29 protein-coding genes, 1 pseudogene and 1 riboswitch are annotated in these 24861 nt (G+C 45.8%); of the genes and pseudogenes, 24 read left to right on the plus strand and 6 right to left on the minus strand.

Annotated features, from left to right (window positions below):
- The first annotated feature begins 10 nt into the window (after positions 1–10).
- The 4 genes from HP399_RS15230 (at position 11) to HP399_RS15245 (ending at position 4488) form a co-directional block, all read left to right on the plus strand.
- Entirely contained in the window at positions 11–1423 is a 1413-nt protein-coding gene (locus tag HP399_RS15230) for an FMN-binding glutamate synthase family protein (protein ID WP_173619390.1), read from the plus strand.
- Between the two features lie 89 nt (positions 1424–1512).
- Positions 1513–2223 carry a YqjF family protein gene (locus tag HP399_RS15235; protein WP_228088529.1) on the plus strand — a complete coding sequence of 237 codons (711 nt, stop codon included), beginning with the start codon at positions 1513–1515 and terminating at the stop codon, positions 2221–2223.
- A gap of 128 nt (positions 2224–2351) precedes the next feature.
- Entirely contained in the window at positions 2352–3527 is a 1176-nt protein-coding gene (locus HP399_RS15240; protein ID WP_173619596.1) for an acyltransferase, read from the plus strand.
- Positions 3528–3588: 61 nt separating this feature from the next.
- Complete coding sequence (locus tag HP399_RS15245; protein WP_173619388.1) at positions 3589–4488, plus strand: DMT family transporter; 900 nt, start codon at positions 3589–3591, stop codon at positions 4486–4488.
- A gap of 134 nt (positions 4489–4622) precedes the next feature.
- Here the strand turns inward: HP399_RS15245 and HP399_RS15250 are convergent, their stop codons facing one another.
- Positions 4623–5930, minus strand: coding sequence for an aminotransferase class I/II-fold pyridoxal phosphate-dependent enzyme (locus tag HP399_RS15250; RefSeq protein WP_173619387.1), 1308 nt, complete (start codon positions 5928–5930; stop codon positions 4623–4625).
- A gap of 178 nt (positions 5931–6108) precedes the next feature.
- Between HP399_RS15250 and def the strand changes: the two genes are divergently transcribed.
- The 3 genes from def (at position 6109) to HP399_RS15265 (ending at position 7934) form a co-directional block, all read left to right on the plus strand.
- On the plus strand, positions 6109–6636 hold the full coding sequence (gene def / locus HP399_RS15255) for a peptide deformylase (protein ID WP_173619386.1): 528 nt from the start codon (positions 6109–6111) through the stop codon (positions 6634–6636).
- Between the two features lie 30 nt (positions 6637–6666).
- Positions 6667–7677 (plus strand): homoserine dehydrogenase, encoded by a 1011-nt coding sequence (locus HP399_RS15260; RefSeq protein ID WP_173619385.1) that lies wholly within the window; start codon positions 6667–6669, stop codon positions 7675–7677.
- 101 nt (positions 7678–7778) lie between these two features.
- Positions 7779–7934, plus strand: a complete 156-nt coding sequence (locus HP399_RS15265; protein WP_017248920.1) for a hypothetical protein — start codon at positions 7779–7781, stop codon at positions 7932–7934.
- Between the two features lie 64 nt (positions 7935–7998).
- Here HP399_RS15265 and HP399_RS15270 read toward each other — a convergent pair whose 3' ends face one another.
- Together HP399_RS15270 and HP399_RS15275 are read right to left on the minus strand one after the other, a co-directional pair.
- Positions 7999–8715 (minus strand): CAP domain-containing protein, encoded by a 717-nt coding sequence (locus HP399_RS15270; protein WP_173619384.1) that lies wholly within the window; start codon positions 8713–8715, stop codon positions 7999–8001.
- A gap of 7 nt (positions 8716–8722) precedes the next feature.
- Positions 8723–8879: riboswitch (cyclic di-AMP (ydaO/yuaA leader) on the minus strand.
- A gap of 84 nt (positions 8880–8963) precedes the next feature.
- Positions 8964–9308 carry a rhodanese-like domain-containing protein gene (locus HP399_RS15275; RefSeq protein WP_228088530.1) on the minus strand — a complete coding sequence of 115 codons (345 nt, stop codon included), beginning with the start codon at positions 9306–9308 and terminating at the stop codon, positions 8964–8966.
- 425 nt (positions 9309–9733) lie between these two features.
- On the opposite strand from HP399_RS15275, the gene HP399_RS15280 reads away from it, so the two are divergent.
- Positions 9734–9937 carry a cold-shock protein gene (locus HP399_RS15280; RefSeq protein WP_007729289.1) on the plus strand — a complete coding sequence of 68 codons (204 nt, stop codon included), beginning with the start codon at positions 9734–9736 and terminating at the stop codon, positions 9935–9937.
- 166 nt (positions 9938–10103) lie between these two features.
- Here the strand turns inward: HP399_RS15280 and HP399_RS15285 are convergent, their stop codons facing one another.
- Complete coding sequence (locus tag HP399_RS15285) at positions 10104–10550, minus strand: hypothetical protein (protein WP_173619382.1); 447 nt, start codon at positions 10548–10550, stop codon at positions 10104–10106.
- Positions 10551–10664: 114 nt separating this feature from the next.
- Here HP399_RS15285 and HP399_RS15290 point away from each other — a divergent pair, with 114 nt between their 5' ends.
- The 7 genes from HP399_RS15290 to HP399_RS15320 all read left to right on the plus strand — a co-directional run bounded on the left by HP399_RS15290 (position 10665) and on the right by HP399_RS15320 (position 18392).
- On the plus strand, positions 10665–11405 hold the full coding sequence (locus tag HP399_RS15290) for a 2-phosphosulfolactate phosphatase (protein ID WP_228088561.1): 741 nt from the start codon (positions 10665–10667) through the stop codon (positions 11403–11405).
- A gap of 80 nt (positions 11406–11485) precedes the next feature.
- Entirely contained in the window at positions 11486–13075 is a 1590-nt protein-coding gene (locus HP399_RS15295; protein ID WP_173619380.1) for a catalase, read from the plus strand.
- Entirely contained in the window at positions 13075–13458 is a 384-nt protein-coding gene (locus HP399_RS15300; protein ID WP_173619379.1) for a hypothetical protein, read from the plus strand. Before HP399_RS15295 ends, HP399_RS15300 begins: the two co-directional genes overlap by 1 nt.
- A gap of 74 nt (positions 13459–13532) precedes the next feature.
- Positions 13533–15650: an RCC1 domain-containing protein gene (locus tag HP399_RS15305; protein ID WP_228088531.1), complete on the plus strand. Its 2118-nt coding sequence runs from the start codon at positions 13533–13535 to the stop codon at positions 15648–15650.
- Between the two features lie 493 nt (positions 15651–16143).
- A complete protein-coding gene (locus HP399_RS15310) occupies positions 16144–17262 on the plus strand; it encodes a diguanylate cyclase domain-containing protein (protein WP_228088532.1) in 1119 nt (372 codons plus the stop codon).
- Positions 17263–17592: 330 nt separating this feature from the next.
- Positions 17593–18051 (plus strand): GreA/GreB family elongation factor, encoded by a 459-nt coding sequence (locus tag HP399_RS15315; protein ID WP_228088533.1) that lies wholly within the window; start codon positions 17593–17595, stop codon positions 18049–18051.
- A gap of 116 nt (positions 18052–18167) precedes the next feature.
- Entirely contained in the window at positions 18168–18392 is a 225-nt protein-coding gene (locus HP399_RS15320; RefSeq protein ID WP_173619377.1) for a hypothetical protein, read from the plus strand.
- On the opposite strand, the pseudogene HP399_RS15325 reads toward HP399_RS15320, so the two are convergent.
- Positions 18376–18489 (minus strand): annotated as a pseudogene (locus HP399_RS15325) (VOC family protein); the annotation flags it as partial. The gene HP399_RS15320 and the pseudogene HP399_RS15325 overlap by 17 nt on opposite strands.
- Before the next feature lie 170 nt (positions 18490–18659).
- Between HP399_RS15325 and HP399_RS15330 the strand changes: the two are divergent.
- The 5 genes from HP399_RS15330 (at position 18660) to HP399_RS15350 (ending at position 21888) form a co-directional block, all read left to right on the plus strand.
- The gene (locus tag HP399_RS15330; RefSeq protein WP_173619376.1) at positions 18660–19130 is read left to right on the plus strand and encodes a MarR family transcriptional regulator; all 471 of its coding nucleotides are present in this window, start codon (positions 18660–18662) and stop codon (positions 19128–19130) included.
- 7 nt (positions 19131–19137) lie between these two features.
- Positions 19138–20445 carry a DNA primase gene (locus HP399_RS15335; protein ID WP_173619375.1) on the plus strand — a complete coding sequence of 436 codons (1308 nt, stop codon included), beginning with the start codon at positions 19138–19140 and terminating at the stop codon, positions 20443–20445.
- Between the two features lie 65 nt (positions 20446–20510).
- Entirely contained in the window at positions 20511–20699 is a 189-nt protein-coding gene (locus HP399_RS15340) for an alpha/beta-type small acid-soluble spore protein (RefSeq protein ID WP_007729278.1), read from the plus strand.
- A gap of 118 nt (positions 20700–20817) precedes the next feature.
- Complete coding sequence (locus HP399_RS15345; RefSeq protein ID WP_173619374.1) at positions 20818–21255, plus strand: MarR family winged helix-turn-helix transcriptional regulator; 438 nt, start codon at positions 20818–20820, stop codon at positions 21253–21255.
- Positions 21256–21345: 90 nt separating this feature from the next.
- Positions 21346–21888, plus strand: coding sequence for an NAD(P)H-dependent oxidoreductase (locus HP399_RS15350; protein WP_173619373.1), 543 nt, complete (start codon positions 21346–21348; stop codon positions 21886–21888).
- Between the two features lie 28 nt (positions 21889–21916).
- On the opposite strand, the gene HP399_RS15355 is transcribed toward HP399_RS15350, so the two are convergent.
- Positions 21917–22639, minus strand: a complete 723-nt coding sequence (locus HP399_RS15355) for an EAL domain-containing protein (protein WP_173619372.1) — start codon at positions 22637–22639, stop codon at positions 21917–21919.
- Between the two features lie 224 nt (positions 22640–22863).
- Here HP399_RS15355 and HP399_RS15360 point away from each other — a divergent pair, with 224 nt between their 5' ends.
- The 4 genes from HP399_RS15360 to HP399_RS15375 all read left to right on the plus strand — a co-directional run bounded on the left by HP399_RS15360 (position 22864) and on the right by HP399_RS15375 (position 24741).
- Positions 22864–23478: a superoxide dismutase gene (locus tag HP399_RS15360; RefSeq protein ID WP_173619371.1), complete on the plus strand. Its 615-nt coding sequence runs from the start codon at positions 22864–22866 to the stop codon at positions 23476–23478.
- A gap of 13 nt (positions 23479–23491) precedes the next feature.
- The gene (locus HP399_RS15365) at positions 23492–24151 is read left to right on the plus strand and encodes a helix-turn-helix transcriptional regulator (RefSeq protein ID WP_173619370.1); all 660 of its coding nucleotides are present in this window, start codon (positions 23492–23494) and stop codon (positions 24149–24151) included.
- Positions 24151–24444 (plus strand): GerAB/ArcD/ProY family transporter, encoded by a 294-nt coding sequence (locus tag HP399_RS15370; RefSeq protein ID WP_173619369.1) that lies wholly within the window; start codon positions 24151–24153, stop codon positions 24442–24444. The genes HP399_RS15365 and HP399_RS15370 overlap by 1 nt, the downstream gene beginning before the upstream one ends.
- Before the next feature lie 72 nt (positions 24445–24516).
- Positions 24517–24741 carry a Ger(x)C family spore germination C-terminal domain-containing protein gene (locus HP399_RS15375; protein WP_173619368.1) on the plus strand — a complete coding sequence of 75 codons (225 nt, stop codon included), beginning with the start codon at positions 24517–24519 and terminating at the stop codon, positions 24739–24741.
- Positions 24742–24861: the final 120 nt, after the last annotated feature.

Raw genomic sequence — 24861 nt, forward strand, 5'->3', positions numbered from 1 at the left:
GAGAAAGAGGATGGCTGGCAACTGGATTTCGTTTTTGATCGGCTCCTTTGTAGGATCGATAGCTGCACTCATCGTGGTGGGACTGCTTTTGATCTGTCTTTTTCGACCTCTTACCCAGTGGCTGCTCGCCAAGTTCATGAAGCGCCTCATGTCAGACCGCTATCCGGAAAATATTTTTGAGATGGTCTCCGCAATGACCAAAGTCAGTCCGCGCTACGTCCTGGAGAACAGCTTGCGAGCAGCTACTGGACAAGCCATCGAGCGTCCTTTCGGAAGTCCGCGCAAGTTCTTGAACTTTGATAGCTTGATATTTTCTCCTGCACAGCTGGCCAAGATGCCTTCCAGTGAGGATACCGAAGTGGATATGCAAATCACGATTGGACCCATGGCAAAAAAGCCGTTAACCTTGGACATTCCGCTCATGGTAGGGGCAATGGGATACGGTATCGGTGTAAGTGCCGATGTGAAAATCGCGATTGCAAAGGGAACGGCCGCAGTGGGGACTTTGACGAATACGGGTGAAGGTCCGTTACTGCCGGAAGAAAGGAAATTCGCCAAACATCTTATTCTCCAATACAACTCGGGAAAGTGGGCAAAGGAGCCGGAAATTTTGCGACAGGCGGACGCCATCGAAATCCATTTTGGGCAGGGGGCGACTGCAGCTGCCGCGAGCTTTATCCCCGCTGAATACATCCAGGGAAGAGCTGCTGAAATCATGGGGGTCCAGGATGAAGAGATGATTATCATTCCTTCGCGGCATCCGGAAGTATCGAAGCCGGAAGATCTTAAGAAGCTCGTAGACAAGTTGCGCACAATAACAGAAGGCGTTCCGATTGGCGTCAAAATCTGCGCCAGTGCCATTCTTGAAAAAGACCTAGAGATTGTAATCCAAGCCGGTGTAGATTTTATCAGTATCGATGGCGGACAAGCGGGGACAAAAGGTGGACCTCCAATCCTGGAGGATGATTTCGGTTTGCCGACGATTTATGCGCTGACCCGGGCGGTGCGCTATTTGAAGAAAAAAGGTGTAAAAGAACGAATTACCTTACTGTCAGGGGGCGGATATAATACTCCGGGTGAGTGCTTGAAAGCTATTGCTTTGGGAGCAGATGGCATATTTATGGGGACGGCTGTTTTGTGGGCGATGACTCATGATCAGGTGACAAAAGCAATACCGTGGGAACCACCGACAGAGCTGACCACCTATCCAGGGAGCTTGAAAAACAAATTTGACCCCGATTCAGCCACGAAATACTTGGCTAATTTTTTTCTTTCGTTTGTGGATGAGATGGAAATTGCCATCCTCGCTCTGGGGAAAACGTCTCTTCATGAAGTTACCGCTGCGGATCTCGTCTCTCTCGATGAGATGACGAGTAAAGTGACGAAAGTACCCCTTGCCTATCATTCATCCTCTTCCAGTTAAATTGCTTGATCGACGTACGAATGGGAGGGATTCGTATCGAACAGAGGATTATCCAAATTAAGTCAGCCGCACAGTATCACGGATGGACCATGACGCAGACGTGGGAGCATCTTCTTTTTTTACATTGGGCGATTTCCCCAGCGTCTATCAAAGCGCTCATTCCAGCAGGACTTGAGCTCGATACTTACGATGGCAAGGCATGGATCAGTATTATCCCGTTTTTGCTGAGTGGCGTGCGTTTGCATCGGATGCCATCCGTACCATTCACGACGACTTTCCCTGAAATCAATGTCCGAACGTATGTGAAGGCGAAAGGGAAGACGGGCGTGTATTTTCTTTCGCTGGATACGTCGAATCCGCTAGTGATCAAGATTGCGAAATTTTGGTACCGACTGCCTTATTATCGGGCCCAAATGGCTTTTCATCACCAAGGGGATCGGATCGATTTTACCTCTCGACGTCTATCTGATCTACCTCAGTCTCCCTCGTTCGAAGGCAGCTACCAGCCTCTCGCTGACAGATTTTTCGCCAAAGAGGGAACGCTGATGCATTGGCTGACGGAGCGATACACACTCTTTTGCAGGTGTAACAGAACGAAGCAAATGATGTATGCGGATGTGGTGCACGAGCCGTGGCAGCTACAGGAGGCAGCCTTTCATATTCGTGAAAACGCGATGACCGAAAACCTGTCAATCCCACTCACGGATTCTCCGCATCTAGCACTGTATTCACGTGGGGTACAAAGTCTTGTTTGGCCGATTCGAAGTCTAGCGGATCTATCTTCGAATCAAGGTGGATAGTAGTGACTGATACCAGTACAAAAGGGTATCAGTCTTTTTGATTTGAGGCTTGCCAGACTGACTTTTGGTCGGTAAGATGGGAGGTAGCACTTTTTTTCGTAAAAACAGGAAGGATCTGGTATTTGGTAATGGCTCGAAAAGAACGAATTGGTGAGTTGGAACTGATCCGGGCCTTTGCATTTTTGGCTGTGGTTTATCAGCATGTCATTGGTGTGTATATCCGTGAGCCGGGACTGACAGAGCACGTGTTGATCGTCTACGGAATGTTGTTTCATTTGCTAAAATTCGCTGTACCAGCATTCATTTTCATCACGGGTCTTGTTTTGTTTTACAACTACTCCGAAAAAGTGAACTATATTTCCTTCACGCGTAAACGGATAACGGAGATTTTGGTTCCGTATGGAATATGGTCGGTGGTCTATCTTTACTTGATGGAGAAGCCTTTGGGTGAGGGAGCTGCGTTCGCCTGGAATGTAAGCAAAAATTTCCTGACAGGGACGTCCTCGTATCATCTGTGGTTCGTCGTGATGATTTTTCAGTTCTATCTTTTGTATCCGTTTTGGCAAAGAGTATTTGAACTTTTCCGCAGATTCGTGACCAGCCGCTTACGTCTCGTTGTCGCTCTTGGTGTCTCCGGATTGGTTTATGGGGGCCTCATGTGGTTCTCGGCGAGGTACATCCCGGCGCACGGTTTCCGCTTCGATCTGAATTGGCTTGATACGTATTTCATCAAATACCGCGATCGAAATGCGTTCTATTATTTCTATTACTTTTTGTTCGGTGGCTTGGTCGCTTTCACGCTGCCTGCATTTCGTGCAATTCTGAAAAAACACTGGCAATGGATCATTGTTTCGGTCGGTGTCCTGTACGCAGTCATTGGCTATGAACTTTTGCGTAATTCAGGGCAAGGCCAGATCAATTTAAACGTAGCGACATCCTTGAAACCGTCCATGTTCCTCTATACGATGGCTTGCTTACTGGCTGTGTACGCTCTCTGCCTATGGATGAGCAAAAAGCAGTCCAAATGGACACATTGGCTAGGACTCCTTGGAAAATATTCGTACGGAGCTTATTTGATTCATGCGCTGATCTTGACGTACTTGATGAAGCTTTTGCGCGAGCTTCAACTTTTTCACACGGGCGTGTGGGGAAGTTTGGTAACATTCGTCTTGTGCTCCATTCTTTCTTTTGCCATATCATATGGGCTGGGAAGACTACCGTTTGGTTCCTGGCTGGTGGGCGCAGCAGAGAAAAAGACAAAGAAAATCCCGTCATCTCAAAAAAAATGGCAAAACGCAGGTTAATCGCAAGCAGTTTGGCCAGATGTAGAGAATTGTAGGAGGTTGAAGGGAGAAGCGAGTCGTCATGCTGTTAGCTTACATTCAGTTAGCCTTGGCTATGGCCTTGGTCGGAAGCAACATCTCCATCGGTAAAGAAATTGTTTCCCATGTTCCAGTGTTTTTGTTTTCGGAGCTGCGCTTTTTGCTCGCGATCGTCATCCTATTGCCGCTGCTGGCTATGCGTGGGGAATGGAAAGCTTCTTGGAGCCGTGAGGAAGGCAAGGTGTTATTCTGGCAGTCGTTTTTCGGCGTGTTTCTGTTTAGTATTTGCATGCTGTACGGTGTTCAGTGGACGACTGCTACTGCAGCCGGTATCATTACGAGTACGGTGCCTGCTTGCATCGCTTTGTTTTCGTTCTGGATTCTCAAGGAAAAATTACACGCCAACAGCTTAGTGGCGATCGGTCTTTCAGTGGGCGGCATCGGCTTCATTACGTTCACTGGAGGCGGCGTGGAACAAAACTGGATAAGCATGCTGGGCAATCTGCTCGTATTTTTTGCGGTCGTCAGCGAAGCGCTCTTCACGATTTTCGCCAAAAGACTTTCTGGGAAAATTACGCCTTTCCAAATGACGGCCGCGATAAATGTCATCAGCTTTGTCTTGTTTCTCCCGTTTGAGATTTGGGAAAGCTTGCGGTTTGATTGGAGCGCCGTACCTGCAAATGTATGGTGGCTTCTTGTGTACTATGCGTTTACGGCAAGCATCTTATCCTTCTTTCTCTGGTACAAAGGAGTGGAGAAGGTGGAGGCTTCGAAAGCTGGCTTGTTCACCGGAATGATGCCGATAAGTGCTGCTCTCGTGGCTGTCTTTTTCTTGAACGAAGCATTTACTTGGATGCATGGAGCGGGAATGATTCTTGTGCTCGCCTCCATTTTTATCGGTACACAGCAGCCGCGGCGTATGCGTTCGTCAATGGAAAGCTAATAGAAATAGCATGATAGAAAGGTCTCGGAAACCCTCGCATTTACACTTTGTGAGTATCCGGGGCTTTTTTTGAAAGAAAACGAAAAGCGCCCTGACACGAGGCCAAGACGCTTTTGCAATAGTGGTAGTTACATTTATTTGGTTAATGCATTTTCCAAATCTTTTACACCGCTGTAGACCAATTCGAACAAGTCAGCAATGTTTTCTTCTTCAATGCAAGAGAAGGCAATGCGCAGATCGGTTTGACCGAGAGCGATCGTACCGACGCCATACTGTTCCAGCAAGTGCTGGCGCAATGTTTCCGCTTCGACAGTCTTTAGCTTGAGGCACATGAAGTAGCCGGAGTTGAATGGATAGTAAGTCCACACGTCATTGTATTTTCCGGTGTCGAGCACTTCCTTGACACGGTTGGCACGGCCTTTCATGATATCGAATTTCTCCTGCTTCTGTGCTTTGTACTCCGGAGCAGTGATTGCGTGCAGTACGAACGTTTGGGAAGGATGCGATCCGCTGGAAAGAGTCGCGCGGATGATTCCCATTGTCTTTTGCTCCAAAGCGCTGAGCAAGTCGCTGGATGGAGATGCATACGTAATGAAGCCAACACGGAAGCCCCATACGTAATCTTCTTTGGTAGCGCCATCTACTTTTACAGGCAGAATGCGCGGGTGAACGTCGCACAGGCTAGCGAAGAGAGATTCGTGCATTGAGTCCTCGAAGAACAAGCCGAAGTACGCGTCATCCGTCACCGCGACAATATTGATTCCAGCTTCAGCGCCTTCTTTGAGTGCAGCGACGATTTGTTTTCCTTCCTCTGGACCAGGTGTATAGCCAGTTGGGTTATTCGGGAAGTTGAGTACGACGATGGCTTTGCCTTTGTCTTTTTGTGCGAGAATGGCATCACGCAAAGCAGAAGCATTAAATTTCATCTCGTCGTTATACAATGGGTAGTAGACCATTTCTGCACCACGGCGGATCGAAAAGGTAAGCTCGTAGTTTTCCCAGTTTTTGTCCGGGATGATGACACTGTCGCCGCTGTCAGCGAACAAGTCAGATACGATGCTCAGGCCATGCGTCAATGCGTTTGTAACGATTGGGTTACTAAAGGTATGGTTAGCCAATGAAGGCTGTTCCTCGATCATTTTTTTACGCCATGCTGCACGCAGCTCAGGCTTTCCTGCTGGGGGAGCATATTCGTAAATATCTTTTGGCTGGTAAGCAGACAGATTATCCTGGATGACCTTAAGATGCATCGGTTGACCGTTTTCCAGTGCAATCCCGATGGTTGCGTTGTACTTTTTCGCTTTTGCTTTCGCTTCTGCCGACTGGCTGAGAATCCCCTCTTTTGGGAAATAAATCAGCTTGGCGATATTGGACAGCATTTCATATACGTGTGGGTTTTCGCGTTGGATAGTTTCGTTCAGCGTTGATGCTAATGAATGCATGGTAGCCTCCCTTTTCATATACAAACATCTATCTTTACCAATAAAGATAGCGTATCTACATGCATTTGTCACCCTTGCCCAGTGGGATATTTCAGATTTTGCAAGGTTCCTTTTGACAGCGGCGACCTGATTTGCTACTTTGAAATCGAAAACTGAGTAATGCGGGAGGGAGAAGGAAATGGCTGAACGCATGATCGTTCGCCTGGGAGACCCTATCTTGCGTGAAACTTCAAAAAGAGTACCATCCATTACTCCACAGGTTGAAAAGATTTTGGATGATATGGCCCAAACGATTTACGCTGCGAAAGGTCGAGCAGGCTTGTCTGCGATCCAGATTGGCATCCCGAAGCGTTTAGTTGTGATGGATTGCGGCAGCGGCTTGATTGAACTGATCAATCCGGTGTTGATGGAAAAATCAGGTGAGCAGGTAGGGCAAGAAGCTTGTCTTTCGATACCGGGTGTATTTGGAATCGTTCGTCGGGCGAATTATGTCAAAGTTCAGACGTTGAACCGCCAAGGAGAAACAAAGACAATCGAAGCCGAAGATTTCCTCGCTCGGTGTATTCAGCACGAGATGGACCATTTGGAAGGAATTTTGTTTATTGATCATACGGAAGAGATTTATTCGGCAAAAACGGGAAAGAAATTGAATTACGAGGATTTACACCGGATACATGCTAAACGTAGAAAAAAGCGTGGGAAATAAACAGAGCATAAACAGCAAGGAGATTAACTCATGAAGCGTTGGAATATTATGTTGACAGGCTTTGGAACAGTAGGACAGCACGTAGCCAGACTGCTGGAGCAGCGACGGGACCGATACCGCGAGCTTTATCAAGCGGATGTCAGACTCGTGGGAGTCGTTCGTTCGGCTTCCGGTCTCTACGATGAGAACGGAATCGATTCAGGAAAATTGGAAGACTATGCTCATACAAAACAAGCAAGGCACCCATCATGGAACGCGCTGGCATTTATCAAATCGGTTCAAGCGGATGTGCTCATCGAGGCTGGTCCATCTGAAAAAGAGGGAGGGCCAGGACTTACTTTTATTCGATATGCATTGGAAAATGCTATCCATGCAATCGCGATTTCAAAAGGCGCGCTTGTTGTCGATTATGCTGGCTTAGCCGCTCTAGCCAAAAAACATGGCGTCGCGTTGAAAGTCAGTGGGGCAACAGCAGCTGCTCTACCGACGATCGATCTATTGCAATATAACTTGGCAGGCTGTGAAGTGAAGCGAGTCGAAGGCATTTTTACGGGAACGACTAACTTCGTGCTCACAAAAATGATGGAAGAGGGGCTCACCTGTGCGGAAGCAGTCGAGCTCGCGCAGAAAATGGGGATTGCCGAACCGGACCCTTCTTACGATATCGATGGTTGGGATACAGCTTCGAAGCTCACGATCTTGGCAAACGCCGCTTTTGGCGCGCAAGTAAATCTGACCGATGTCACACGCGCAAGTATTCGCGAAATAACCTCGTTACAAATCGAGACGTGGAAAAAGCATACGAAGATCCCCAAGCTGATCGGAAGTATCCAAAAGGAAGCAAATGGTACACTTTCGGTAGCAGTGGAGCTTTGTGCAGTGGATCATACTCATCCATTTGCATCTGTATCAGGTACGACAAAAGCCATACGGGTTGAAACAGATGTCATGGGGGATTTATTCGTCGTTGGAGGAAAATCAGATCCTGTTGCGGCAGCAGCGGCTGCCTTAAAAGACCTTGAACATATCATTAGCAGATAGGCTCATTTGCATGTGCTTCCAGTGTTCCTTAGGAATGAGTCGTTTACAACCGCGAGCATACTAGGGGTGCACCACAAAAAAACGGCAAGGGGGCCATACGGATGAACCAATCGTCTGATGTCAATGCCGAGCTGCAGCAAGTATCTGCTTACCCAACCAAGCAAAAAATGAATCAAAAGAATGTCGCTTTGGTAAATGAGCAGGATAGCTGCTGTTGCACCCCCAAAAAGCAGGCATCCGAAGCACAACAGGAATAATGCCTACACGAAAAAGCCGGGTCTCGATTAAGAGACACCGGCTTTTCGTTTCGTGCAATGCTTTTTATCCGATAAATTCTTGTACCCAGTAGCCATTTGTGAAGCCTACACCAATTTTTGTGAACGCAGGGTTCATAATGTTTTGGCGGTGGCCTTCACTGTTCATCCATTGTTGCATAACTTCTTGTGGACTCTGTTGACCCATGGCGATATTCTCACCTGCAGTCGAGTACTGAATGCCATACTGCTTCATCATTTCAAATGGGGAACCGTACGTTGGGCTGTTGTGGTCAAAATAGTTGTTAGAAGACATATCTTGTGCTTTTGCCAACGCTACTTTGGACAGTGCTGCATCCATTTGAACAGGCTTGAGACCTGCTTTTGCACGTTCTTGGTTCACCAAATCCGCGACTTGTTTCGCAAAATCACCCGTTTTTCCTTGTTCCACTTGAGTTGCTGGAGCGGCAGGCTGAGCGACGTTTTTGCTAGGCTGCGCTGGGGCAGCTTGAACTGGTGTTTGTTGCACCGGCTTTGCAGGTTGCATCGGTGTCATTGGCTGTTGTACTGGCATTTGTTGTCCAGGGGCAAAGCCTTGTTTTTGTTGAAAGAAGTTCCAAAATTGCTGGGAATTTGGAGCTTTTTGGAATTGTGGCATATAATATTGGAATTGTCCGCCAGGAACAGGGCAATTAGAAGCAGCCGAAGCAGAAGTAGCAAACCCTGTCAAAGCCAAGCCCAGACCAAGAGTCATCGCGATTGTAACAGAACCAAAACGTTTCATTAAACAAATCTCTCCTTTTTTTTGCCTACGAGGTTAGTTGTCGGATTCGGATTGAGGAAACAACCCTACGCCAGTTCGGCGATTCACCCCAATGTGGCATATCTCATCCACAAAAAAGTCCCCCGCACTTCCTTTTCAAGAGGAAGTCTCGGCTTATTTCGTTTGGCATGAACAACGATATCAGACAATCCCAATCGAAATAAAGGAGTAATATATGGCAAATAGCTAGAAGCGTTGTTAAATAAGGCTCATTTCGATTCGTTTGATTGTTCCTTCCATGCGGTTAAACCGCCTTCCAATGCATTTGCTTGAAAACCATGCTCACGAAGAAGAGCGGCAGCTTTTTGCGCTTTGTTACCTGTTGTACATACAGTAACAATTTGCATATTTTGCGCAAGTTTCTCGGTTTCTTCATCGAATGGCTTGTCCTGTTCCTTCATTAGAAGATAGGGGGCGTTACGTGTCGATGCGTTTTCATGAACGAGGCTGCCAGAAATAAATTTTTCGGCGTCGCGTACGTCCAATAAAAGTACGGGCACTTTCTTTTGAAGCAATTCGGATAATTGAATGGTTGTCAAAGTATGATTTTGCAATGAAATCCCTCCCAATGCTATTGTAACAGAGTACCGCCATCTCCAGTATAAGGGTGAACGGTTGCTTTTATTGGACAACCATGGTAGAATGAGGTTGCTACTTGAAAAATTGATACCTAAAATTCATCGAGGTGTATGCTGATGGATAACATTTTTGAATCCCCGATTCACACTGGCGCGGTCATCGGAGCCGCAAGGATGGAAGAGAGGAAGGGCTTTCATTGTTTTAGGTTTTCAAAAGGTTTTGTTTTTTATTTTGCAGTTCCGTCCTATGACATTCGCATATTTGCTGAGTAGGTAAAATTCACATATCATGAAGGCGTATCATTGCACATGATTTGGTATTTCTTCATGATATGTGAGCTTTATTTGCTTCGGTAAATATGACTAGCATATTCAAATTGAATTTTTGGAGGTTTTTTTAAATGCAAACGAACGGAACAGTAAAATGGTTTAACGCAGAAAAAGGTTTCGGTTTCATTCAAGTAGAAGGCGGAGACGATGTATTCGTACACTTCAGCGCAATCCAAGGTGACGGTTTCAAAACTTTGGACGAAGGTCAAAAAGTTCAATTCAACATCGTTCAAGGCAACCGTGGCCCACAAGCTGAGAACGTAGTAAAACTGTAAGTCTCCTTTTAAAAGAAACTGTCCTTTCGAGGGCAGTTTTTTTGTCGTGGTCATAAAAGTAAAAAGGCGTTGGGATAGTCCCCAGCGCCTTTTCCTGCATGCGAATGGTTTAAAAAAGGAACTATGGCGTCCCACCATAATTCCTCATTTTCTTCCTACAAAATAGTTAAATACAAGTTTCGATTTCGACAGTTTGGAATTGACTGTCAAGAACTGAAAGACCGACCACTTGACCGCCGCCGATGGAAGTACGGCCATAAGTGGTGAGAAGGACATTTCTGTTGTTTTCTGCTACGGTAAGGCGAACTTCATAGTGGAAAGAAGCGGGGACCAGCGCATTGAAAGCAGTGCGAGTATTCGCAGGGATAAATTGCGTGATGTCAAGCAAGGTGCTAACTGGATTCGTTTGCGTAACTGCGTTACCCCAGTTCAATACTTGCACACGTACTTCAACTTCTTCTGTGTTCAGATTTACCAGGTCGAGGTGAGCAGTGAGAGCAACAGCGAGGTTGTTTTGCAAAATACCAGTCGTTCTCACAGTATTTCTTTTTGGGCGTCTGTGACTTCTTTTTTCCGTAACACCTTGATCGTCGTCGTATTCGATTTCAGACATCCATGTTCACTCCATTCTTGTGTAAACTAGTGGGACAATAATACGATATTGTTTCTTGCCTTGATTTGTAACGGCGAACGTAAGGGGACGAGTAACTATTTTTGATAGAGGATGGTGGAGGTTTTGGGAGAAACGCCTGTATGCAAACAACTAGACTATACGGCACGATTTGATTGGGGATACGAAGGAGTGGAACAGGTCGGTGCAGCATCGGATACAATCGTCATTATCGATGTGCTCTCCTTCAGCACGTGTGTCGATATCGTAACGGGACGTGGAGGCATCGTCTATCCTTATCAGGTAAAGGATGAGTCAGCCGTAGCATTCGCTAAACAAAAAACAGCGCTGCTCGCTGGAAAACGCGGAGAACCAATCTCACTTTCACCCGTCTGTCTGAAAACGGTTCCGATGGGAAGTAGAATGGTGTTACCCTCGCCAAACGGATCGACCTGTACCGTGTTGGCAAAGAAAACTGATGCGAAGGTAATCGCTGCGTGCTTGCGAAATGCACCATCCGTCGCCAGATACATACAGCAGCAGAAAGGAACCGTAACGGTCATCGCTTGCGGCGAACGGTGGGGAAATGGAGCATTGCGGCCGGCTATTGAGGATATGATTGCGGCAGGTGCGCTGCTTTACGGATTGGAGGGATATCGATTGTCACCAGAGGCCGAAATGGCGGTGGCAGCCTTCCGATCGGCCAAAGATCATCTTCCCGCTTACTTGCAGAAATGTGCTTCCGGCCAAGAACTGATCAACATGGGGTACCCGGAAGATGTCGCACTTGCAGCGGAATGGAATCAGAGTTACACGGTTCCCGTGCTTAACGATGATTTTGCTTACGAAGCTATTTAGTCTTTTCGCATAAAGAATCCCTCATTCGGTAACCATGGTTATGAACCACACATGAGAAAAACTGGACAGGGAGGATTCATATGGATGACAACAGCAAGTCCATTTACCAGTCAGAAGAAAATATCCTGACGAATCGCCAAGGCCATCCGATTACAGACAACCAGAACCTGCGGACCGTTGGAAATCGCGGGCCAACCGTCCTGGAGAATTACGACTTTCTGGAAAAAATCACACATTTTGATCGGGAGAAAACACCTGAGCGTGTCGTGCATAGCCGAGGTGCAGGAGCACATGGCTATTTTGAAGCGTATGGAACCGTAGGAGATGAGCCGATTTCTACGTATACGAGGGCGAAGCTGTTTTCGGAGCGGGGGCAAAAAACGCCTGTGTTTGTACGGTTTTCTACGGTTATTCATGGCACACATTCACCCGAGACATTGCGCGATCCCCGTGGGTTTGCGGTGAAGTTTTATACAGAGGACGGGAACTGGGATCTGGTTGGCAATAACCTCAAAGTTTTTTTCATTCGGGATGCCATGAAGTTTCCTGATCTTGTACATGCGTTCAAGCCTGATCCTGTCACAAACATTCAAGACGTGGAACGGATCTTTGACTTTATCTCGAACACGCCTGAGGCCATGCATATGATCACGTTTTTGTTCTCCCCGTGGGGAATACCAGCGAACTATCGGCAAATGCAAGGCTCTGGCGTAAACACGTACAAGTGGGTAAACCACGAAGGAAAAGCGGTCCTGGTCAAATACCATTGGCAGCCATTAACGCAAGGGATTAAAAATTTGACACAAAAACAGGCGGAAGAGATCCAAGGGAAAAACTTTAATCATGCCACACAAGACTTGTATGGAGCGATTGAGCGAGGAGAATATCCGGAGTGGGAAATGTGCGTCCAGATTATGAGTGATGACGATCACCCAGAGCTCGATTTTGATCCGCTTGATCCAACGAAAATATGGCCCGAAGATCAATTCCCGTTTCTTCCTGTAGGTAAAATGGTATTGAATAAAAACCCGGATAACTATTTTGCAGAGGTCGAGCAAGCAGCTTTTGGGACAGGTGTTTTAGTGGATGGACTTGATTTTTCTGATGACAAGCTACTGCAAGGAAGGACCTTCTCCTACTCTGACACGCAACGTTATCGGGTTGGCTCCAACTATTTGCAGCTTCCGGTCAACGCTCCCAAAAACCATGTCGCTACCAACCAGGAAGGCGGTCAAATGCTGTACCGTGTAGATCGGACGCAGAGGCATATTAACTATGAGCCATCGACGATTGGCGGATTGCAGGAAGCCAAGCAAGCAGCTCCTGATCATCAGCCAGAAGTGGTAGGGAAGGTCGTACGTCAAAAGATTGATCGCACCAACGATTTCAAACAGGCGGGAGAACGTTATCGCCTCTTGGAAGACTGGGAAAGAGAAGACCTCATAGTCAATCTGACGGATGCACTCCTCTCCTGTGATCGTCGCATTCAAGAGAAAATGCTTGGCTACTTCTCGCAATGTGACGAAGAGTACGGCCAGCGTTTGAAAGCTGGAATCGCTCAAGGCAATGGCGGAAACAGCAAAGAGATGGGCGGGCCGATGGGCGCAACGAATCCCGGAGCGGCAGTCAAGGAAGCCGAACAGAAGTCCCGTCCGTCTAAGCCTTACTGATGACCCGAGTCAACAACAAGACAGAAAGAACAGACGAGCTTTGCCGAATTCATGGTAAAGCTCTTTTTTGTATCCGGGTGCCATTTGACTTAACAATCACATTCTCCCATTTTTTCACCGTTACGGATTTTACAGCTGACAATTTCGCGGAACTCCTTATCGAAACTGGGTTGAAGCTATTGCCGAGCGAGGAAGAGGATTATACCTTTTTACGTGTCTTCAATCAATTTCTGCTATCTGTCAGTCAAAAAGAGAAGTACCGTGACAAGCTGCGGCTGATGCAAGAAGATTTTTTGCAGGGCTTTACCTCCTTATTGGAGCGAGGGAATGAGCTAGACCAGAGGGATATCTGGACTGAAACAGTGAGAAGCGTACTAAAGTAATCGAAAAAACAGTGACGCAATTCGATTTTCCAGCGTCTTACAATTGGTTACATTAGACGATGGCGAGGAGATTCATGATGGTACGAAGAGAGAAATGGGTAGCATTATTGAGCTATACCGCGGTACTCTCCCTATTGACGACAAGTGGGATCGTTGCTGCATCCCCCGCGAAGGCAGTTTCCCAAAAAGTAGAAGTATCGACTGGTAAGACGGGCAATACCGAGGTGAAGCTACAGGCTTGCAGTCAAGATGATGCGATAGCGGATGTTTCGGACACGACGATGAAGTCCTGGAAACCATTGGAGAATAGGCCGGTACTGGAAGGGATTACTGCCATTGCAACAGGCGTAATTTTTGATGAAGCAGGCTATGGGTGGAGGCCAGGCATTTCGTATGCCTTTACAGGGGATGGGCAAGTGTGGAAATGGGGCTATCAATCAGACAAAAAGTATGATCCGCACAAGCTAGCAGGGATCAAAGATGCCAAACAAGTCATGACGGATTATGTCCTCACGGGCACCGGTGAAGTCTGGCAGATCGATGAGAAGAAAGCACCAGAAAAACTGGCCGGTCTGGATAAAATCAAGAACATTCAGCAGCTCGACCTTCATGAAGGCGTACTCTTTTTACTAAAAGAAGATGGTACGGTACTGAAATGGGAAGAAGGAGCGAAAGCAGCAGAGAAGGTGACGAAGCTATCGAAAATCCGTGACATGTATAGCTCAGCCTTTTCCTTATTTCTAGTAGATGACCAAGGGAAGCTTCTTTATCTCGATGGCAAAACCGGAGAGCTGAACACAGAAAATCTGCAGGTAATGGATATCCCAGGGAAAGTAAAACAGGTAGCCGTCGATTACACGGATCGCGCCTTGATCCAAACAGAAAAGGGCGAAGTGTATAGCTACAATACAAAAGAAAACGAAAAAGTAGTACGTGCCGCTCATGCAGATGGTGCCACGCGGATGGCAGTTGGCGGAGAAGGATTGTACTTGGTCGTAAAAGCGGACGGAACTGTTTGGGGCTGGGGACATAATACACATGGAATGCTCGGAGTGAATCTGGAAAATGAGCTAGAGGAGCCTGTCAAAATAGCAGGTCTTGCCGATATTACAGACGTACAAGCGGGCACCGACCATGTGATTGCTCTCGATAAAAAAGGAAACGTCTATTCATTTGGCAGCAATATGACAGGACAGCTGGGACGAATCCCTGTTGCCTTTGACAAATGGACAGAATTGGGCGAATTACGTGATGTAAAACAGGTAGTAACTGAGCTGGATCGACCGTACTTCGTTCGTAAGGATGGTTCTGTCTGGAGTTTTGGCGCGGATCGAATGCCATATGAAGTGAAAGGACCTACGAAAGTAAACACATTGGATAGCATCCTGGATTCTCCGGTTACCTTGAATGAGAACGGACAAATCCAGTTGTGGAGCAGTGGATTTAGCAGCTGCGAAACATTGGCGTTGCCTTCTCGGATCAAGGATTTCGTTGGTGGGGAGGAGCATCTCTTGTTGCGTACGGAAGATGACAAATTCCTGACTGTAGAATTCAGCCATGATTCCGCCGAACGCGGAGGGGTCTATGTCATCACGAACTTGCGCCCAAAAAAAGTGGAAACTCTTAAGATAGATTCAAAATTGGCAGCGGATGTGACCAAGCTTTATGCCAATCTTTATACGTTTTTTGCTGTGACGAAAAATGGTCATGTATTGTACGCAGAACGGAAGAATGATGAGCCGTTCACTTCATTTGCACCAATAGCTGGTTTGGAAGGAATTCGGGAGCTTGCACCTGAGTATTTTGTCCGTTATACAAAGGATATCGCACCAGTTTGGGCGATCAACGGAGCAGGCAAGGTTCAGGAAATTCAGGCTTACCCTGAGAGCGAAGGAAATGACGCAGGAGCTATCAAAGTGAAGCTGGAATCCAAAACGGAAGAAGGCATTGCCATGATGAGCGGACGTTTGCGGATTACCAAGGATGGGCAAATCTTCGAACATGAATGGGAACCGCTTAAAAAGCAAAAAGTGGCTGCACCTGTTAAACTAATTTCTTCTTCGTACGACTATGCGATCGAAGGACCAGGCTCGCACTACCATGTGCTGGTCACCGAAAATGATAAGATCGTATTGATTGGGGATAATCCATACGGAAAAGGTGAGCGACAACCAGATATGGTGAGACAATAAAAGACTGGAAGAAACGGCACAGTGGGAGCATTCATTTCCACTGTGCGTCTTTTTTGCCGTTTTTTGCGCATGCATCATTTGTTATCGTTCATCGTTTTAGCACGTCTCATGATTCCCGTGCTACCGGAGAGTTCATTTAGCCTCTTTACCTGGATTTCCTTGGCAAGTAACGGGATATCGGTCACCCCGCAGCTCTCTTCCTCTATCGAGCCAGAAGTGACATAAAGTGACGTTTAAAGAATGAAAAGCGGAGGTGCAACAGCAATTGGTAGCTGCTCTGGTAAAGGAAAAGGCGATTGATCTGAAAAAATAGCGGGAACATTTAGAGTCTGCACATAAATCGTGCAGACTCTTTCCTTTTACCTGAGGGGCAGTATTCATCATTGTCATGGATAAACATGGAGGACAATGTAGAATTATGTCGAATGAATATTTATGAATAAGCTTGAGCCTATACGTACGTTGGTTCTATGGAAAGGGAGAATCTATGTAAATGCAGAAGTCATCAAATCCGTCCAAGGAAAACAGCGTTACATGCCGCCAACCGTCGATTTCGCCGGCAGACGATTCTGCACGGATTTTAATAGAAGGAAACACCGAAGTTATCGCACAAATGAACATGATTAACTTGACGGAAGAGGATTTGCAGCTAATCGCAGCGTTTCGCCCTGTCATTGAGACTGAAATTGAGCAGATTACTTCTTCTTTTTATGATTCGATTCTCCATGTGGACTCTTTGAAACAAATTGTGATGGAGCATACAACCGTGGAACGTTTACGTCAAATCATACAGAATCATTTAATCGAATTGTTTGACGGACGGATCGATCCTGCTTTCATTGAAAAACGCATGAGGATTGCGATGGTTCATCAAAAAATCGGGCTTCCTCCCAAGTGGTACATAGGTTCTTTTCAAAACCTGTTAGGCACGCTTATGCGAATTATCGATGATCGGAAAGAAGTTTATCCTGACTCAAAAAAACTGGCACAAGCCATTACAAAGCTGCTCAGCTTTGAGCAGCAATTGGTTCTGGAGGCATATGAAGACCAGACACGTATGTTGGAGCAGCGCACCAAGTCAATGATTGAATACCAGGCGTTTCACGATGATTTAACCGGCTTGCCGAACAGAAGGAAGCTTCATCAAGCCTTGCAAGAGGCAATTGTTAGCAATAGCGAACGGGGTACGCGATTTGCGGTGCTTGTACTGGACATCGATTGTTTTAAAATGATCAATGACTCTCTGGGCCATACGTACGGGGATCGTTTTTTGCAAGAAGTGGGTGATCGGATCAAAAAAAGCGCGGAAGGATTCGATGTCACGATTGCCCGTATGGGTGGTGATGAGTTCACAATGATCTGCCAAAATGTTGAAGGTGTTCATGAGTTTTCGACATTGGCTGATCGGGTGGTTAAGGAAATGGAGATCCCCTATTTCGTGCAAGGAAAAGATTATTACGTCTCGGCGAGTATTGGTGTAGCCGTGTATCCCGATCACGGATGCTGTGAGGAGCACTTGCTCAAAAATGCTGATGCTGCCATGTACGAAGTGAAGAAAAACGGGAAAAACGGATTTCGTTTTTTACCAATGAGCTCGATGACCAAGTGTTGATGCGAATGGAATTGGAGAGGGATTTGAGAAAAGCGACCCGATAAAAGGAATCCTGTCACCTGGTGTGTTCATCCCCATCGCGGAGGAAACGGGCTTGATCTTTGAGATTGGCACGTGGACATTGAAGGAAGCAATCTTCATGCCGGTGCGTGAACGTTTTGATCATCCTCTGTAAAGCATTTCTAAACAGTCGATGGAATCATTTTGAAATTATTGATACAATGATGAGAGTCCCTTCGGGGGCTATTTTTTTAAGGAGGGTTTTTCCGATGAAGAACATTACGTTCATCAAACATGTCTATGAAAAGCAACTGGGGGGTGAAATCTACTATGAACCCTAGTATTTTGAATGGCACCAGAAATCATCTGATCAACCAGCTTGTCTTTTTTGACGAGCAGTATTCACTCTTTTACGATCAATATGTACGGAACTACGGAAAAGAAAAGCAAGCCATCGATGAGATTGTCGAGCGTTACAAGCAAACACTAGAAAGCCTTTTGGCAAAAGAAGATACTGCACTCTTTCAATCGCTTAAAGCAATTAGTTTATTAGGTAGCAGTGTAAAAGTGCTATTTGAAGAAGATCAATTTGAGGAGTCATTTACTGTAGTTTATCCCACAGACATTGACCCGGATAACAACAGAATTTCATTCTTATCGCCCATAGGCAGGCAACTGCTGCTAGCGTCTCCAGACGATTCTGTTGTGCTGGAAAGTCCGGTTGGCAGGCAACAGGTGCAGGTTCGGGAGATAAGCTTTACATATATGGGGGGATTCTCGTCACCTTAGAAATCTACCCATCGCATCGATCATATGAGAAGACACTAGCATGATGTTAGTGTCTTTTTTTTGTCCATTCTAGTAAAATGCAAGAAAAGTAAGCCGTGCGTACAGGAGGAAAGACGATGAAAATAATTGCCTGCCCAACATGTGAGCAAGACGTACAATGGGATATGAATCGCCTGCAGAAGCTGGAGGAGCGGTGGGTGATAGCTTGCGAAAAATGCGGCGACCAGTTGTTCAACGTGTCAGAGGAAGAAAAGGAAATGATTCTTGAAGGCATGCGATTGACGGAAGCGTATGTACCAAATATCATCAATGCTTATCCGATTGCTATTCCTCGTAATTAAACTGCCATTCGATACCAAATCGATCGACGACACTTCCATAGCATTTGCTCCATAACGCCTCTTGCAGTTCCATTCTGACCGTCCCGCCCTCTTTTAATAGAACGAGCGAATGTCCTCAACACGAAAATAGATGAGTAAAAATAATTCAAGAGTCACGGAAAAATGAGTCCAAAGACGCTAGCGATTTGTTGGTGTCTTTTTCTATTTATTCAGGTAAAATTTAGTCGAACGATATTTCTGAAAAATAGAGTGAGAAGAAGGGATTTCATGATTGTTTTTGGGATGATGATTTGCATTTGGTTGTTATCACTTTGGTTGCAGCCGATCCTACAACCTTATGTGGAGGCTTTTCTGCTCTTTTTTTATGGGGACAGATATGAAGCGTACATTCCTTATGAAATGACAGCCTTACATTATGTGGTGAATGCCATGACACTTGGTTTCATCCTTGGCCTGCCACTTGAAATCAAATACAAAAGGGCAAAATCAAAAGGGCTCAAGAAGCTCAAGTTTCTTGAAAGCCTCGAGTCCGAGAATATCCTGTTTATTCTTTCCCTTGCGCGTGATCAGCAGGGTTATGTGACGGCAGCGGATATCGCGTCCCAATCTGCTCTTACCATACAAAGAGCGCAAGATATTTTAAATAAGCTTCAAAAAGATGGTTTCGCTGACCTAAGTGTAACCGAGAAGGGTGACATTCTCTATTATTTCGCGGGCTTTACTGAAGGTGAGGAATGAGCGACGAATGAATAAATTTTTAGGTAGCTTGGTGATTCTTTTTGTTATTGGCGTTTTTCTCATACTTGCTTTGCTTACTGGTTATTTTGTCATTGATGGCATCTATCAAATCTTAGACAACACAATCTTTTTAGCAATCTTCATGAGTCTCATTTCTATTGGTTACGCGGTCTTCTACTTGGAAGGCAAGAGGCTGGCCAAAAAGCAAATGCAACGAACACAGCAAGCACTTGCAATGACTGTCGCCAATCGTAATCATGGAGTCGTCTCTGTTGCATCATTTGCTCTGGAATCGCAGTTACCGCTATCGCGGTGTGAACAAATTCTGAGAGAAATGGAACAACGAAAGGTTCTGAGCACGTCCTCCATGCCTGGCAAGATGACCGTGTATCAGTTGGATGATCACGTATACGGACATATGCCTTATGAAAGTGGAGACAACGAGGAGGCTGATGATGAGGAAACACAAAAGTTGGAACGAACGCAGCGCATACGCAAAAAAAGAATCGTCCGTGCTGTATTCATTACAGTCATCGGCACATTGGTTGTGATCTCCGAAGAACAGATCGTAGTAAACATGAGAGAGTATCTCTCTGCTGCAATTGTTGCACTTATCTTTCTCGTTTTGATCGGACGTTACCTATTGTCCTCCCATCGAAAAGAGGATCAACGGCATTCGGAACACGATGTTCTGACGTATGTCATAGATAATGAAGGGGAACTCAATCCGAAAGAGATTCCTTATTATACGAATGAAAGTTATCAATCGATGGAGCCCACGATCGATAAATGGCACAAAAGCAACTACTGCTCGATTACGCATCAAGAAGATGGTGGAATCATCTATCTCTTTCCGAATTATAAGGATGAGTCGGAAGTGTACAAATACGACGATGATTATGATTCGATCCCTGCATGGATCGATAAAAGGTCGAGATTTCTGCTGTTTTGCTGTTTAGCATTTGTCTTCAGCTATGTAGGCGGATATGCCCTAGTACATTGGAACAGCCTTATCTTCATTCTCGCTTGTACCATCATAGGAGGGATCTACGGTCATTTTGCCCTCTCACAAAAATCGGAGCTAGAGAGAATGGAGCGAATCGCACTGCAAGTAGCGACGAAGAAGGGCGGTGCTTTAGCAGTTTACGAGTTGGCTTACAATGCCAGGATCACCATGGATGAAGCAGCAACGTTATTAGAAAAATGGGAGCAAACGAGCATTGCGAGAAAAGTGTACTCGGAGGAAGGCGCGCCAGTTTACATGGTGAGTGGCCTGGTTTCCAAAGAACAAAGACTACGGTCGGAGCATGTTTGAATACACTCCCATAATCTGCACATACTACCAATCACGAAAACAATCACAACCAGAGGTGAACAGCAATGGCACGTTCGAATTCCTTGGTGTATGGACAAGCTCGTGCAGCACTTGACCAATTAAAGTACGAGATCGCTGCTGAATTTGGAGTCGAGTTGGGTGCAGATACGTCGGCACGCCAAAATGGCTCAGTTGGTGGAGAGATGACGAAGCGTTTGGTACAATACGCGGAACAGCAAATGTTTCGCCTGTAATCCCTTCTTGTGAGGGATTTTTCTTTCGCTTACATTTGACCGAGATATGGCGTATAGTTAGGGGAGAGCGACGAGACAGTCGCAAGGAACGAAGAACAGCAATAGGGGGATTCTTGGCTTGAATAGCGACAATTTGCATAACTGTTTGTTTTTCACTTCCAATCGATTATCCCGTGTGATCACGAAAATGGCGGAAGAATCCTTCCAGCGTTATGGATTTTCTCCTACTCATGCGTATCTCATGTTGGCTGTAAACGAAAAGGAGAAGGTGACCCCGACCCAATTAGCGCAAATTCTTCATATGACACCATCAACGATTACGCGTTTTGTCGATAAGCTGGTTGGAAAAGGATTTCTGGAGCGAGAAGTAGAGGGGAAAAACATCTTCGTTTTACCTACGAAAAAAGGGCGAGAAGCTCAGGTGAACATAGAAGAAGCCATTACAGATATGTACAAAAACTATGTGGCATTGATTGGAGAAGCTCAGGCAAAATCAGTCACACAGATGATTCACGAGACAGTCGAAATGCTGGAAAAGAACGAGTCGGAGTCTTAATTCCAGCATTTGTAAGGAGCGGGATGGTTGACAGTGCTCTGTCATTTTGTTAATTTGTATGTACAAACAAATAACATTTGGAGGAAATTCATGAAAACTCTCGTCATCGCAGTACACCCTACTATGTCTCAATCTCGTATCAATAAAGCATGGAAGGAAAGGATGCAAAAAGAAGAAAGCGTAACGGTTCACGATTTATACGCTGCCTATCCCGATTTCCAGATCGATGTTGAACAAGAGCAAAAGCTGATGCAAGAGCACGATCGTATCGTCTTTCAATTTCCGCTTTACTGGTACAGCACACCAGCCCTTTTGAAACAGTGGCAGGATGCTGTGTTGACGTATGGTTGGGCTTACGGATCTGAAGGAAACAAGCTGCATGGAAAAGAGCTTCTCCTCGCGATTTCTACGGGCGGACCTGAGGAAGCTTATCAGCGTGAAGGATACAACTACTATTCCATCAGCGAACTGATCAAACCGCTGCATGCGATGGCGAATTTAACGGGATTGAAATTCTTGAAACCATTCTTGTTCCAAGGGGTATTGGGCGTTTCAGATGAGCAAATTCAGCAGAGTGCAGAAGAATATGTGGCTCATGCACTGAACGCTTCCATGGAGCCCGTAGGAAAATAGTCAGACACGAGAGACGATGAGAAAGTTTTCATCGTCTTTTTTGTGTTGCTTGAAGTGGTTCTGGGTGCCCCAGCAAAAATCCTTGACCAACAGGTACCCCAAGTGCCAAAGCGACAGATAAGTCCTCCGGCTCCTCGATTCCTTCCAGTACAAGCTGCGTTTGATCCTGGCAGTATTGGACGAAAAGTGAGACGAGCTTTTGCTTATTCGGCAGGGAGGACAATTGCTTACCGAAGTACCTGTCGAGCTTAACGATATCTGGTTCATACTCCACGATCTTTTTTAATGACGCGGCACCCGAGCCGACATCATCTAATGCGATCAGGAATCCATGCTGACGCAACTCACGTATTTTTTGCCCCAACAATCTTATCTCCCACATCTTGTCTTCTTCATTGGCCTCGTTGATTTCCAAGACAATTCGACTGTTCCACGATCCAAACAAGCCCTCGGTAATAAACGATAGGAAAGCAGGGTTCAACAACGTAGAAGGAAACACATTGATGAACAAGAGCGGAACATGATCGTGAAAAGGCACACTTGTAAAGTATGATTCAATAGCTTTTTTCATCGACAACGTATCCAATTCATACAAGTGTCCTTCTGCACGAGCCTCTCGAAAAAGAAATTCTGGTGAGTAATGTGTAGAGGAGCGAAGAAGTGCTTCGTACCCGAAAAATTGTCCTGTAGTCAAATGCACCAGGGGCTGAAAAACAGGATATGGTGGTTCCTTTGCCAATGCGACGTTCATGGAATCATATTCCTTCCTGCACCAAAGATTTGACTTGAAGCAAAATTTTTTCCTTTAGGAAAAATAAGTTGTGGATATTTTACAACATAGCAGTGTTGTTTGCAATGCAAGCTTCCTACGTGATTTAATTTTGCGTTAGAGAAACAAATTTGGGTGTGTACAAAATATTTTTCATCTTGTAAACTAGGCTTGTAACCGTCAATCAAGATTGGAGGAGATAGGAAATGGAAGCCTTTACGTTACCGGAACTGCCATATCGCTATGATGAGCTGGAACCTTACCTGGATGCGAGAACGATGAAAATTCATCACGGAAAGCATCATGCAACGTATGTGGCCAACTTAAACAAGGCCCTAGAAAACGACTCGCAGTTCAGGAATGCTTCGGTCGAAGAACTAATCAGTAACTTAGAGGATATCCCGGAAGACATTCGCATGGCAGTTCGAAATCATGGGGGCGGGCATTATGGACACAGCTTGTATTGGTCGATCATGAGTCCGACTGGCGGCGGGAAACCAACTGGGGATATTGCGAAAGGAATCGACAAGTATTTCGGAAGTTTTGAGGAAATGAAGGATGAATTGACAAAAGCAGCTGTCAGTCGTTTCGGATCAGGATGGGGATGGCTTGTAGTCAATGGAGACAAGCTGGAAGTGACGAGCACGTCCAATCAGGATACTCCTTTTATGGAGAAGAAAACGCCCATATTGGTCGTAGATGTGTGGGAGCATGCGTATTACTTGCAGTACCAAAATAAACGCCCTGATTTTGTCTCGTCGTGGTGGAATGTGGTCAACTGGGAGGAAGTCAACCGTTTGTATAACGAAGCAATCCTCTAAGGCAGGTCCATCAATGAACAGACACGCGGTCTATTTTCAAGAACAGGAAAAACGTCGAGAAATTTTGGTGTTGCTTAAGAAGCGTCGTTCGCTCGATGTCCAGGAACTGTCAAAGTATCTCGGCATAACCAAAGTCGCGGTGCGTAAGCATTTAGATGTCTTGCATAGGGAACGGTATATCGAATCTCGAATCGTTCGTCAACGAACAGGCAGACCAGCCTATGCGTATCATCTAACGAATACTGCTGAACAGTTATTTCCGCGTCACTACAGCGATTTGGCTACAGAGCTGGTGGCGGGCATTCAGGATTTATACGGGGAAGCTTTCGTTGATCAATTATTTGAGAAGCGGATGGCACGGATGTTACAAAACTATCGGGAGGCAATGAGAGGGCAAGGTTTTGATCAGCGGGTGAAAACGTTGGCGAGCATACAAAATGAAGAAGGATACATGCCTCACTTGGAAAAAATCAGAGATGGTTTGTATACGCTTGAAGAAGCAAATTGTCCTCTCCTACAAGTAGCCATTCGCTATCGCCAAGCATGTCAATGCGAGCTTTCCTTGTTTGAGTCGCTAGTAGACGCGCATGTAGAGCGTACGTCGTGTATGACGGAAGGACAAGTGAAATGCTGTTACCTGATAAAAGAAAAGCTCAGCCATGAAGAATCGTAGTGAGTAAGACATCCGTTACAAAGGCGGATGTCTTTTTGTTGTTTGTTGAATTTAACCCGTATCAGGTGAGTACGTATATTTGGCCAACACTTGACTTGTTTGAAACGATTGAATTCCCATTTGTGGAGAGGATTGAGGTCGTATTTGCCGTCTTTTACTTGTTTTACCTTCTGTTCATCGGTCCATCCTCATTTGAAGCCTTCCGATCGTCATTGCATAAAGCCAGAAACAGACCGGAAAAAGATAAGCAGCCACCAAACCCATCTGTCCTCCCCACTTTTGCATGCTATTAACCTGATAAAAGGTTGTTTCGATTCTTCTCTCGATCATGCTGGTAACATCAGGGTGTTTAGGACAAAATCGCAATGGAGAAGGCGATAGCTGTGGTGATGAAACAAAATATGGAAGGCGTCATTGCCAAGCTCCAGAAAAAACAAGTCGATCCGATTGGGTTGGGCAAATATGCTCGTGCCTATGCCTATGCCGAATGGAAGAAAGTGGAGGATGACTGGGGCAGGGTATTTTCCAAAGCAAAGGTAACGATTCATCCTGAGGTCAAGATTATAAGAGTTGGAGTGTTAAAAAAGTAAAGGACAACGGCTTTCGCGGTTTTTTCGGGAGAGGGTTGTTCTTTTTTGTCATGGGAAGACGAATTGTTAAGCGAAAGGGCAAGTGTCTATACAACCAGACGGGCGATCACGTATGGATAA

Source organism: Brevibacillus sp. DP1.3A (genome assembly GCF_013284245.2).
Classification (GTDB): domain Bacteria; phylum Bacillota; class Bacilli; order Brevibacillales; family Brevibacillaceae; genus Brevibacillus.